Origin of the sequence: Lactococcus ileimucosae, assembly GCF_943193185.1 — a bacterium.
In the GTDB taxonomy this organism is placed as follows: domain Bacteria; phylum Bacillota; class Bacilli; order Lactobacillales; family Streptococcaceae; genus Lactococcus; species Lactococcus ileimucosae.
In genome coordinates, this window is the sequence record NZ_CALPDE010000011.1 from 1 (window position 1) to 12,678 (window position 12,678).

Below are 12,678 nucleotides of genomic sequence, written 5' to 3' on the forward strand. Positions count from 1 at the left end.
CCATGGAATATCGGATGGCATACCTCATTGAACATTAATTTGTTTTTTTACTGTCCGTTTTATTTGGTGCTTGACATCTTACTAAAAGCAACTGTGTTTTTTTTGTACTTAATTTTTAAAACTTCTATAAACATCTTCTACAAAGACTTGGGCAATTCTTTTCTTGAAAGCTTCGTTTTCTTTCTATAACTCATCAATACTGAGTTCATTGTAGCCTTCGTAATAATAACTGTTGTCAATTCCTTTCATGAAGGTTTCTCTTCCTAGATTATTTGTCAGCGCATGTTTGAGAACATGCTTGATTTCAATGTCTTTAATCGGACTGCGCTTCACAGCAGATAAATAATCTGCTTTTTCAAGGGCATTCCAATCCACAACCTGCCCCAAATATTTTTTGAAAATCAAGTCCAACCAGATGCGCCCCGCACGACCGTTACCTTCACGAAAAGGATGTGCCACGTTCATCTCCACATACTTCTCAACAATCTGGTCAAAAGTCTCGTGTGGCATCTTATCAATATTTTCAAGTGCAACAGAAAGATACATTACTGGCGCAAAACGAAAATCATCCTTAGCAAGATTAACATCACGAATCTGTCCCGCAAAATCATATAAATCGCTGAACAAATAATGATGAATCTGAGCTAAACCCTTAAAATTCCCAACTTCTATCTTGTCAATATCACCAGAATCAAAAAGCTGCTTTGCCTTTTTCTTTGTCATGATTTCTTCCTCGCGGCGGAGTTGGGCTGAGTTTGTTATGTTTCGTTTGTTTTTTAGGGTCATTGATTCTCCGATCTTCTAAAATCCTGTATCAAATGATTTTTTTTAGTTTGTGATGCTTCTAAGAATGATTTATCCTTAATATAGAATCTTATTTTTTCTTGATTGTATTCTCTAGACCACAACTCATTACTACCAGAAAGAATTACTGGAAATATAATGAAAATTCTAGCATTTTCCACAACTTCTTCCAGTTGATCCTTTTTATAGATATATTCACTCAATTTTTCTCTAAAGATGTGTGCTAATTCTTTCAGCTTGGGAAATGGTCAATGAACCTTGATTTATCTTTTCTTGTAAATCTATCACTTGGGATTCTTTTTCAACATCGGTAGATTTTAGCTTAAGGTTTGGGCAATAAATTTTTGAAATGCTGCTCCCAAAAACAATGCACCCATCGATACTTGCAATTCCCACCAAAAGAACAGTATTTTCTGGATATAAATTTATTTTTGTCTCACTGACAACTTCATCAATAATATAGTCTTCCGCTCTGAAATTTAACAAAATATTTCAAGAGAATCGTTTTCCCTCCAACAGATACCTCACCAATCCATGCCGAAATCCTTTATTTTCTCAGTCATCATTCACCGACGTTAAATATCCGTTCTTGAAGATATCCACCTTCATCGTATTTTTTCACTCCATCCTTATCAACAGCACTCCATATTTTCACATTGCGCTTTTTATCGTCCTTAATTTTTATTTTTTGAGAAATCGCTATATATTGAACTTCTTTCTTTGAATGAATAATATTATCCAAATTCATAAGTTTTAATCTATTATGTGCGGACTCAGAAGACGAAAAGAAATAAGCTTCGTTTAAGTCATCTGTAACCTTCCAACGGTTTTCTTTATTAAGAAGACCACCAACTCTTTCCATCCCACAATAATAGTCCACTTTTCCAGTCATTTCATTCTTTAAAGCAATGAAATGGACAACCTTTGTTTTGTTCCCAAATAAAATATCTTTAATTCCCATTATCATTCTCCAAACATTCATTCAATCACTCGTATTACGTATAAAATTATTTCGTCTTAGTTAAAGTCCGCATGAAATTACTGCTAAAACAGCTGGTAGTATGCTATTTTAGACTCATAAGCTTGAACTACTTTATCTTTAGTCTTTGCAAGTGCAGCTTCCAGACGAGCAATAACAAACATGGGGATGATAACATCTCTATATTTGTCTGCACGATAAGCGCCACGCAATGTGTTGGCAATAGACCAAACTAAATTAACCTCGTTGGAAATATTTATATTATTCTTTTGAAAGATAGGATTGAATTTTTCTGACATTTTTCTATTTGTACTCTTTTTCTGATTTTATATAACTTTATTATAACAAATCTACAGGCTTATATCTCTTTATGACAGTAATTTTTACTGTCAATATGGTGCATGCAGTCAATCAACAATTTAAGCAGATAAAATGCTATCTGTGCCATCATCCACTTCACAAAGTAACCTCACTGTCACATTGTTAGTTCCCGCCATATTCGTAGAATAATTGTTTCCTAGTCCAAAAGGATTTTTAAAAATTAAGACAGCTAAAGTGTGCTAAGATTTAAAGTAAATATATTTTTAGTATGAGACTGCAGCTCAAAGAAAGTAGTTTGACATGGAGGAATTCTAATCGTGCAAAAAGTAAATTTCAAAAAACGCATCGTGGACGTTAACACATGAATGAATTATTCACAATCCTCTCCGAGATCGTAAACTTCATCATCGCACTTGGTATGCTTTCAATGGTCCTTGACCTAAGCCGAGCAAAAAAAGATCTCAGAGAAATGAAGCAGATATTATTAGAAAAGGAAGATAAAAACAGCAAATAACAAAAAACAGGAGAGGATTCTCAACCCTAAGAGTTATCTCCTGTTTTTTAATCGTTTGTATCTTTCTTCATGAGAAGCAACACGCTTCTTCTGATGAAGTTAAACACGGTCAGTTCAAAATGTGCTGGTAATCCGAAATATCAACCTGTCCTGCATGTTTATGCTGTGTTTTAAGTGCTGCTTGAAAAGCGGTATTATCTTGGGACAAGATTTTAACTTTGTCAATCAGTGCCTGTGCATTATCTTTTCTAAAAATATTTTCTGCAGCGGTATAGCGCTTATTGTGCACGACATTATCAAAAGCTAAAATCAGCTGATTGTGTTCAAAAGCTTGCCGGATTATATTTTCCATTTCGTTAGCATGATTGATATCTAAATAGAAATTGCTGTTTTTTAGAGACTTTATAATGTCTTCATCACCAACATTGGGATAAACACTGACATTATCTCTGTTTTCATAGGCCATCAGAGATGGGCTCATCGTAGTTCGTGCCGCAATATGAAAATGCATCTCAGGCAGTGCTGTAACTATCGTTTCTAATGCTTCAATTTCTGCAGAATTAGTGAAGATAAAGGCTTCTGAACTTAAGGAACTACGATTTTTAAGAGGATAGAGGTAACCCAGTTGCATGAGCTCTGTGTTCAGAGATATTCCCTCCAGCTGGCGCATGATTCTCTCAAATTCGGCGCTGTCTTGAACAACAATTCGCTGGGTTGCATTATTGCTATCATCAAGAATACTTCTCATGTTACCGGGAATATCTTCTGAAGTTTCTTGCCAAAAAAGAGTATGTGCAAAGTTTTTTTCAGGATTGAGTGCTTTGAGGCGATTAGTAATGAAAAAAGGGCGCCCCAGATTGTTATAGAAAATCTCATTACTTTCGATATTTGCTACTTCCATGAAGAAAAGGATAAAGTCATTGAAGTTTTCAAAAACATGGTGCTTTCCTTCATGATTAACCTGGACTGTACCCGTGACGTGATTTTCTAAAATAACTTCACGTCCTTTATCATCAAAATAAGTCGTCAAAGCCATGCTTCCATCGGAGTAAGTACACTTGCCATAACGTTCTCCAAACTGATTATACAGATCTATTTGGCGCACACGGCCAGCATCGTTATACCATTCGACAGCTGAAACCACTCTATAGTCATTTTCACGCTTACTGTATTTGATGTGCCCCATTTTTTTATAGCCTTCAAAAATTTCAGCTTGGGCGCTGTCCCCTCTTATTTCCCAATAGAAAGGAACCTTGACTTCGTTAAAAAAGAGTGGTTCTGGTTGAGCCTCAACATCCAGTTGATGATTTTTTTGCATGCCAGTAAAATAACCAACAGGTGTTTGGACATGTTCAGGCATAAAGCCATTTTCTTCCAGAACAATGGTCGTGTGTGTAAAACCTGCCTGGCGTAAGGAATGTTCCAAGTCAAAAGCTTGGGCATTATAATTTTCAAATAAGTTAATCATTGTTTTATTACCTCTTGTTCGAGTTTCAACCACATTTTTTGAATCTCCTCTGTCAAATATTTTTTGGCAATAGCATAAGATGATTGGGAAATGAGGTGAAGTTCTGCTTCGTCTTTTTCCTGCATGGCGATAATGGCCTGAGTAATGTCTTCAACAGCTTTGGGACGATTATTTTTGTCATAATCCAACAAGTAACCGTTTTGATCTGGGTGAATAAACGTTTGATTACCATAAGGTACATCAAACCCAATCATGCCCAGTCCTGAGCCTACTGCTTCAAGTAAGGTTAGACCAAAGCCTTCTGAAGTTGAAGTTGCCACATAAGTTTGATAGTTCTTATACACATCCGTCAAATCATGTTGTCCCATAAGACAAATATAACTTTCAGCGCCTAAATCTTTAATTAACTGGCGCAAAGCAGTTCCTTCACCACCATAGCCATAAATATCTAAAGTTAAGTCCTTAATCTTCTTACGCGCTTCGACAACTGCTTTAATCTGCCAATCTATGTGCTTCTCAGCAGCAAGGCGTGAAGCTGTGATCAAACTATTTTTCTTACGGACACTCGCCTTTTTCAATTCGTCAATAGAGCCTACAGGGAGAGTATAAATAGTAATCTCTCCCTTATCATATTTCTTAAACTGTGCCTCAATGACTTCTTTTTGCCGTTCAGTAGCTGTGATAAAGAAATCAATAACAGAAGTATTTTCAAACTGATAGTCATAGAAATTATTCCAAAGAATTTTCTTTTCTGTCGTAAATGACTCACTGAAATGCTCCGCATGGATGACAATACCAACTTTTGCTGGTCCTGAAGCTCTAATAATTTGTGGTCCCATGCCCGTAGAACGATCAATAATCAGGATATCCTGAGCCGTCAAGTCAAGACACTCAACAAAATATTGAATCAGTGCCTCCTTAGAGTAAATGGTCCGATCACTGAAGATATAGAGGGATTCTTTACCATTGATGAGTTCATCGTAAGCCACCGAGCCATTTTCATTGAAGAAACGCCGCTGATAAATATTTGCTTGGTTATTCACAGGTTTGAAGTACTCGCTAAAAGTCTTCGTGTAACTGTAATAATCTCGCTGAATCAGCTTACCAGCAACAACAATCTCTGTGCGATAGATTTTATCCTTATCCTTTTTATCCAAGAAAGCAGTCATCCGCATATTATTGTCCTTAAAGCTATAAGTCATTTGCCTTTCTCCTTCCTCCACTTTATCAGCGGGCTTAGGAAAAGTCGCTTCCAAATCCTGTCTACTAAAGCGAGTAGGCGAAATCTTTACATCTGTAAAATAGCCATAGAGCCAAATGATTTCATTATCATCAAAACCAATATTTTTCGTCATAGGCTGAATATTTTCAAGAAAGAGGTCCGTAAAAATAAATTGAGCATCCTGCTTATTTCTCTTAAAAATATTCGAACGGTAGGCTTGGGCATATTCCACACCAGAACTGGCCCAACCGATACCATGATTAAAATTATAAATAGTCATATCCTACATCATCCTGTTCTTACTTCAAAAAGAGAGCTTTCTCAATCTCAATTATAAGGCTTTTCGTAAAATGTCCATCGGTGATTAAAGCCCCTACATCTTTCACATTTTCGATAAGTCTTTCATACTCTTCTTCTTTCATATCTTCCACGATTGAAACAACTTCTTCCAAACTTCCAGCGACAAAACCAATGCCATTACGTTGTACAAACGCTTCCTTTGCAAAGCCTTTGGGAACAATAACAGGAAGACCTGCTGCCAAATAAGTTGAAAATTTAAAATGATTCACAATTTGGAAGTACGCTTTGTCAAAGTATTCATCTTCCATATCATCTTCTGTCCAAACCAAACCAATTCCCCCTTCATTAAGCGAACGCATAAGCTGATCATCATACATCCAGCCCTTGATTTCAACATTCCCAACCGCCTCAACTGTTCCTTTCGAATAGGCTTCTAGCAAGATATTACTGGACCAGTTTTTGATAAATGGATAACGTTGAATGCCTCCAGCAAACTTAATCTTCCGCTGGAAAACTGGCTTCGTTTCAAGAGTGATACTACTTGTATGGTCCCAAATTTCTTGAATCAAGACTGGTGTTTTTAGACCAAAATTGATTAAGATTTTATGCATTTTTTCAGAAGGCAGAACTACTAAATCTGCTTGATTATAGAGCTCAATATAGTATTTCATCAGATAAAAGTTAGGTTTAAACATGAGTGGAATGAAGTCATGCGTGAAGATTACTACTTTTTCTACACGATTTTTTAGCTGCTCAGTCAAGACTTTGTCAAATTCAAAACCAGACCAAGAAGGCAGTTGCACTACAGCTAATTCGCCTCCTTGTACAGGTGCTAGAAAACCTTCTATACGTTTCCAACGCTCCATATCCGTATCACGTCCTGAATCATGAGCAACAATAGAGATTTCTTTAAAACCCATTGTTTTAGCAATATTTGTCGTCATATGTTGAGCAATTTGTGCAGTTGAAACAGCTGAATGCCCATAAAAATTAGTGATAAATTTATTCATAAAATTAAATTCCTCATTCTGTATTCGCAAGAATAGTGATAAACTTCTGGACGTTCCTTCGGAGTTCTTATTCACATCACTCTTTAGAGTAATATCATATAGACTCTCACATTAAATTTCGCGCCATCTTCTAGATTTTACACCTGTTCTGTTCCTAACACGCCCAATAAACCACAAAGTCCGCAATTGCGGACTTGTTGGTTATTGAAGCTTAGTTTTGCTCCTGCTCTTTATCATCCTTTTTGCGCTTTTTACTCGCAACAAGGGCAGCTGCAAGGATAGAGAACCCTGCAAAGGTTGCTCCTAGAGCATTTTCATCACCAGTAGCTGGTAATTTTTGACCTATGCTGTTCCCTGGATTTCCAAAGTCCGGCTGTACTTCGCTTGTTAAGCTATCAGACATTGAAATTGAGATGGATTCTGTCGCTGATGTTGACTCGCTTATCGATTCTGAAAGGTAGTCAGAGTTGGACACAGAATCTGATACAGATTCACTTTCTGACACGCTTACTGATAGCGATTCGCTTTCTGAGCCGATATCAATCAATGACAGGAGCGCTGATTCTGAACTTGATTCAGAGCCGCTCGTTGAAGTACTCAGAGAGCCTTCTGGAGTCATTGATGGAGTGATTGGCTTGAAGAAATCGTATTCAGAATCTAAAGCAGATTCAGAGAGAGAGGCAGAGAGGGAACTAGATTCTGATGCTTCCACAGAAGTTGACTCTGATGATTCGGAAAGGCTAGCTGAAGTACTCAGAGAACCTTCCGGAGTCATTGACGGAGTAATTGGTCTGACTGCTGGGAACAGTGATGGAGTGACTGGTTTATAGAAATCGTATTCAGAATCTAAAGCAGATTCAGAGAGAGGCAGAGAGGGAGCTAGATTCTGATGCTTCCACAGAAATTGACTCTGATGACGATTCGGAAAGGCTAGCTGAAGTACTCAGAGAACCTTCCGGAGTCATTGATGGAGTAATTGGTCTGACTGCTGGGAACAGTGATGGAGTGATTGGTTTAAAGAAATCGTATTCAGAATCTAAAGTGGATTCAGAGAGAGAGGCAGAGATTGACGCAGAGACTGAACTTGACTCGGATGAAGATTCAGATTCTGATACTTCTACTGAGGCTGATACGGACTCGGATTCTGAGAGTTCTACTGAGGTTGATTCTGACTCGGAAATCGATGCAGAAACTGAACTTGATTCAGATGCTGATTCAGATTCCGATACTTCCACCGATGTCGATGCGGACTCGGATTCTGATACTTCCACCGAGGTTGAAGCCGACTCGGATTCTGAGAATTCCACTGAGCTTGATTCTGACTCGGAAATCGATGCAGAAACTGAACTTGATTCAGATACTGATTCTGATTCAGATACTTCCACTGAGGTAGAGGCTGATTCTGATTCGGAGAGTTCTACTGAAGTCGATGCAGACTCGGATTCGGAAAGTTCTACCGAGGTTGAGGCCGACTCGGATTCGGATACTTCCACTGAGGTTGAGGCCGACTCGGATTCTGATACTTCTACTGATGTAGAGGCGGACTCGGATTCTGAGAGTTCTACTGAGGTTGATGCAGACTCGGATTCTGAGAGTTCTACTGAGGTTGAGGCCGACTCGGATTCTGAGAGCTCTACTGAAGTCGATGCAGACTCAGATTCGGATACTTCCACTGAGGTTGAGGCCGACTCGGATTCAGAAAGTTCTACTGAGCTTGATTCTGACTCGGAAATCGATGCAGAAACTGAACTTGATTCAGATACTGATTCTGATTCAGATACTTCCACTGAGGTAGAGGCTGATTCTGATTCGGAGAGTTCTACTGAGGTTGATGCAGACTCAGATTCTGAAAGTTCTACCGAAGTTGATGCGGACTCGGATTCGGATGCTTCTACCGAGGTTGATGTGGATTCGGATTCGGATACTTCCACTGAGGTTGATGCCGATTCAGATTCAGATACTTCCACCGAGGTTGAGGCTGACTCGGATTCTGAGAGCTCTACCGAGGTTGATGCCGACTCAGATTCAGAAAGTTCTACTGATGTAGAGGCCGACTCAGATTCAGATACTTCCACTGAGGTTGATGCAGACTCAGATTCGGAAAGTTCTACCGAGGTTGAGGCGGACTCGGATTCTGAGAGCTCTACTGAAGTCGATGCAGACTCGGATTCGGATACTTCTACTGAGGTAGAGGCGGACTCGGATTCAGAGAGTTCTACTGAGGTTGATGCAGACTCAGATTCGGATACTTCTACTGATGTTGATGCGGACTCAGATTCCGATACTTCCACCGATGTCGATGCGGACTCGGATTCTGATACTTCCACCGAGGTTGAAGCCGACTCGGATTCTGAGAGTTCCACTGAGCTTGATTCTGACTCGGAAATCGATGCAGAAACTGAACTTGATTCAGATGCTGATGCTGATTCTGATTCTGAGAGTTCTACTGAGGTAGAAGCTGACTCAGATTCGGAAAGTTCTACTGAGGTCGATGCAGACTCGGATTCAGAAAGTTCTACTGAGCTTGATTCTGACTCGGAAATCGATGCAGAAACTGAACTTGATTCAGATGCTGATTCGGATTCAGATACTTCCACCGAGGTTGAGGCGGACTCTGATTCGGAGACTTCTACTGAGGTTGATGCCGACTCTGATTCTGAGAGCTCTACTGAAGTCGATGCAGACTCTGATTCGGATACTTCCACTGAGGTTGATGCGGATTCGGATTCGGAGAGTTCTACCGAGGTTGATGCGGATTCTGATTCGGAGAGTTCTACTGAAGTCGATGCAGACTCTGATTCGGAAAGTTCTACCGAGGTTGATGCAGACTCTGATTCAGATACTTCCACTGAGGTTGATGCAGACTCTGATTCGGAAAGTTCTACTGAAGTCGATGCAGACTCTGATTCGGAAAGTTCTACTGAGCTTGATTCTGACTCGGAAATCGATGCAGAAACTGAACTTGATTCAGATGCTGATGCTGATGCTGATTCTGAGAGTTCTACTGAGGTAGAAGCTGACTCAGATTCGGAAAGTTCTACTGAGGTCGATGCAGACTCAGATTCAGAAAGTTCTACCGAGGTTGATGCCGACTCAGATTCGGATACTTCCACTGAGGTTGATGCCGACTCAGATTCGGAGAGTTCTACCGAGGTTGATGCCGATTCGGATTCGGAGAGTTCCACCGAGGTTGATGCCGATTCGGATTCGGAGAGTTCTACCGAGGTTGATGCAGACTCGGATTCGGATACTTCCACCGAGGTTGAGGCGGACTCTGATTCGGAGACTTCCACTGATGTTGAAGCCGACTCTGATTCTGAGAGCTCTACTGAAGTCGATGCCGACTCTGATTCGGATACTTCCACTGAGGTTGATGCTGACCCGGATTCTGAGAGTTCTACTGATGTAGAGGCTGACTCTGATTCGGAAAGTTCTACTGATGTAGAGGCCGACTCTGATTCGGAAAGTTCTACCGAGGTTGATGCAGACTCGGATTCTGAGACTTCTACTGATGTAGATGCGGACTCTGATTCAGATACTTCCACTGAGGTTGATGCGGATTCAGATTCGGATACTTCCACTGAGGTTGATGCAGACTCGGATTCAGAAAGTTCTACCGAGGTTGATGCAGACTCGGATTCGGAGAGCTCTACTGAAGTCGATGCAGACTCTGATTCGGAAAGTTCTACCGAGGTTGATGCAGACTCGGATTCAGATACTTCCACTGATGTTGAAGCCGACTCGGATTCTGAGAGCTCTACTGAAGTCGAGGCGGACTCGGATTCCGATACTTCCACTGAGGTCGATGCGGACTCTGATTCGGATACTTCTACTGAAGTTGATGCGGACTCTGATTCGGAGAGCTCTACCGAGGTTGATGCGGACTCTGATTCAGATACTTCCACCGATGTCGAGGCGGACTCTGATTCGGAAAGTTCTACTGAGGTAGAGGTCGATTCGGATTCAGATACTTCCACCGAGGTTGATGCGGATTCAGATTCTGAGAGTTCTACTGAGGTAGAGGCTGACTCAGATTCGGAAAGTTCTACTGAGGTAGAGGCCGACTCGGATTCAGAAAGTTCTACTGAGGTAGAGGCCGACTCGGATTCTGAGACTTCTACTGATGTAGATGCGGACTCGGATTCAGATACTTCCACTGAGGTTGATGCGGATTCAGATTCGGATACTTCCACTGAGGTTGATGCAGACTCTGATTCAGAAAGTTCTACCGAGGTTGATGCCGACTCGGATTCTGAGAGCTCTACTGAAGTCGATGCAGACTCTGATTCGGATACTTCCACTGAGGTTGATGCCGACTCGGATTCGGAGAGTTCTACTGAGGTAGAGGCTGATTCGGATTCCGATACTTCCACTGAGGTTGATGCCGACTCGGATTCGGATACTTCCACTGAGGTTGATGCGGACTCGGATTCGGATACTTCTACTGAAGTTGATGCGGACTCGGATTCGGAGAGTTCTACTGAGGTAGAAGCTGACTCAGATTCGGAGAGTTCTACTGAGCTTGACTCTGACTCAGAAAGAGAGGCAGAGATGGACGCAGACACTGAACTTGATTCTGAAAGCTCAGCTGAAGTTGATGCGGACTCGGAAGCAGACTCTGAAACCATAGTTGATTCAGATGATGAAGCAGACTCGGATTCAGATACAACAATTGAGAGTGATTCGGATTTGTCTAGCGAGTCACTTGTTGATGCGATTACTGATGTTGATTCAGATTGTGAAACAGATGTCGAAATTGAAGCGGAGACTGATTGTGATTCAGAAACTGAAGCAGATACAGATTGCGATTCAGACTGGGAGACTGATTGTGATTCGGATATTGAAAGAGAAGCAGATTCAGATGTTGAGAGAGAATCTGAGCTTGAGTAAGATGTCGAAAGTGAGGATGACAACGACTCAGAGCTTGATACTGACACTGATTCTGAACCACTTTCAGATTGTGAAACCAAGGCTGACTCGGATGCTGATAGAGAGCCTGATTCTGAGGAGGATTCCGACTGTGAAGCGGATACACTCATGGACTCTGAACCTTCTGGACTGAACACGTAAATCACCTTATTGTGCTCAGTTGTCGTATCTGTGATTTCTGTTGTAGTTGGTTGCGTTACCCCTTCAGGCAAGAATGAATTCCCGTCTTCCAGATAAGTATAACCTTCTGGAACGTTGGTCTTTGTATAAAGCTCTGATGTCCAATCGATGGTATTGCCCACGTTGGCCGGGACATTAGCAGCCCCCGCCATCTCACTTCCCACCTGGTTCGAGGAGGAGGATACTGGCAAACCAGAGATAACATCAATGTAGGTATAACTTACATTTGGATTGCCCTCACCATACACATAAACATTATACTCGTTGGTAGTCCCTTCTTGAGGAACGACTGCATAATTTGCTTGTCCCCATTGATCACCATTATCAGCTATAGATGTTGCATCACCACTTGGTTGCCCCTCGGTGCCTGTTGGGACATCCTTAGAAATTTGCGTTGTTTCATTATCTGCACCAATAGCCCACTTGTAACCAGCTGGCATGTTATCAATAGCATACTTCTTATCAACCAAATTAAGGGTCTGCCCGATAAAGTTCGTATCTTGATTAAGAGGAACTGTCGTAGTCCCTACATTCTTACCATTTTGATCCACATAGTTGATTTTGATATCCCCAACTGGAAGTGCTCTGGTCTGAATTTCACGTGTATTTGAAGTAATCAGATTACTTGTCGTGCCATTTGTTTGTGTCCAATTGTTGTTTACCATTTTCAACTGACCAAACTGACCAGTTAAGTCTGGCGTGTTAGGCATGCTGTTTACGCCTGTCCATGCGTTCAAGCTCGAGTTGTTCATAATGAACGTACCGTAACCTCGGATAACTCCTCCTGCAGCTGGCGCTCCATTTGTATTTAAAAGACTCAAATGGAGAGATTTCGGAGAAATAAACTCAACTTTAGAGTTCGATGAGTTCACGTTAATCAGCGGCCCTGACTGATTCCACTGATTCGCATCTATCACAGCACCAGCATTAACTTGAACAGACTGGTTTTGA

Annotated in this window: 11 protein-coding genes; 2 read left to right on the forward strand and 9 right to left on the reverse strand. The window is 41.0% G+C overall.

The window, feature by feature from the left end:
- Positions 1–183: 183 nt before the first annotated feature.
- The 5 genes from fic to NFR51_RS05995 all read right to left on the reverse strand — a co-directional run bounded on the left by fic (position 184) and on the right by NFR51_RS05995 (position 2,082).
- On the reverse strand, positions 184–786 hold the full coding sequence (fic, locus tag NFR51_RS05975; RefSeq protein WP_251712827.1) for a protein adenylyltransferase Fic: 603 nt from the start codon (positions 784–786) through the stop codon (positions 184–186).
- A complete protein-coding gene (locus NFR51_RS05980; protein ID WP_251712828.1) occupies positions 783–1,007 on the reverse strand; it encodes a hypothetical protein in 225 nt (74 codons plus the stop codon). The genes fic and NFR51_RS05980 overlap by 4 nt, the downstream gene beginning before the upstream one ends.
- 7 nt (positions 1,008–1,014) lie before the next feature.
- Entirely contained in the window at positions 1,015–1,290 is a 276-nt protein-coding gene (locus tag NFR51_RS05985; protein WP_251712829.1) for a hypothetical protein, read from the reverse strand.
- 76 nt (positions 1,291–1,366) lie between these two features.
- Positions 1,367–1,765 (reverse strand): hypothetical protein, encoded by a 399-nt coding sequence (locus NFR51_RS05990; protein ID WP_251712830.1) that lies wholly within the window; start codon positions 1,763–1,765, stop codon positions 1,367–1,369.
- Between the two features lie 83 nt (positions 1,766–1,848).
- Complete coding sequence (locus NFR51_RS05995; protein WP_251712831.1) at positions 1,849–2,082, reverse strand: type I restriction-modification system subunit M N-terminal domain-containing protein; 234 nt, start codon at positions 2,080–2,082, stop codon at positions 1,849–1,851.
- 383 nt (positions 2,083–2,465) lie between these two features.
- Here NFR51_RS05995 and NFR51_RS06000 point away from each other — a divergent pair, with 383 nt between their 5' ends.
- Positions 2,466–2,618, forward strand: coding sequence for a hypothetical protein (locus tag NFR51_RS06000; protein WP_251712832.1), 153 nt, complete (start codon positions 2,466–2,468; stop codon positions 2,616–2,618).
- Between the two features lie 109 nt (positions 2,619–2,727).
- Here the strand turns inward: NFR51_RS06000 and gtfB are convergent, their stop codons facing one another.
- The 4 genes from gtfB to NFR51_RS06020 all read right to left on the reverse strand — a co-directional run bounded on the left by gtfB (position 2,728) and on the right by NFR51_RS06020 (position 7,393).
- Positions 2,728–4,086 (reverse strand): accessory Sec system glycosylation chaperone GtfB, encoded by a 1,359-nt coding sequence (gene gtfB, locus NFR51_RS06005; RefSeq protein ID WP_251712833.1) that lies wholly within the window; start codon positions 4,084–4,086, stop codon positions 2,728–2,730.
- Positions 4,083–5,588 carry an accessory Sec system glycosyltransferase GtfA gene (gene gtfA, locus NFR51_RS06010; protein ID WP_251712834.1) on the reverse strand — a complete coding sequence of 502 codons (1,506 nt, stop codon included), beginning with the start codon at positions 5,586–5,588 and terminating at the stop codon, positions 4,083–4,085. Before gtfA ends, gtfB begins: the two co-directional genes overlap by 4 nt.
- A 19-nt stretch (positions 5,589–5,607) precedes the next feature.
- Entirely contained in the window at positions 5,608–6,618 is a 1,011-nt protein-coding gene (locus NFR51_RS06015; protein ID WP_251712835.1) for a glycosyltransferase, read from the reverse strand.
- Positions 6,619–6,829: 211 nt separating this feature from the next.
- Positions 6,830–7,393, reverse strand: a complete 564-nt coding sequence (locus NFR51_RS06020) for an LPXTG cell wall anchor domain-containing protein (protein ID WP_251712836.1) — start codon at positions 7,391–7,393, stop codon at positions 6,830–6,832.
- 230 nt (positions 7,394–7,623) lie between these two features.
- Between NFR51_RS06020 and NFR51_RS10755 the strand changes: the two genes are divergently transcribed.
- The gene (locus NFR51_RS10755; RefSeq protein ID WP_277613157.1) at positions 7,624–11,508 is read left to right on the forward strand and encodes a hypothetical protein; all 3,885 of its coding nucleotides are present in this window, start codon (positions 7,624–7,626) and stop codon (positions 11,506–11,508) included.
- The last annotated feature ends 1,170 nt before the right edge of the window (positions 11,509–12,678 follow it).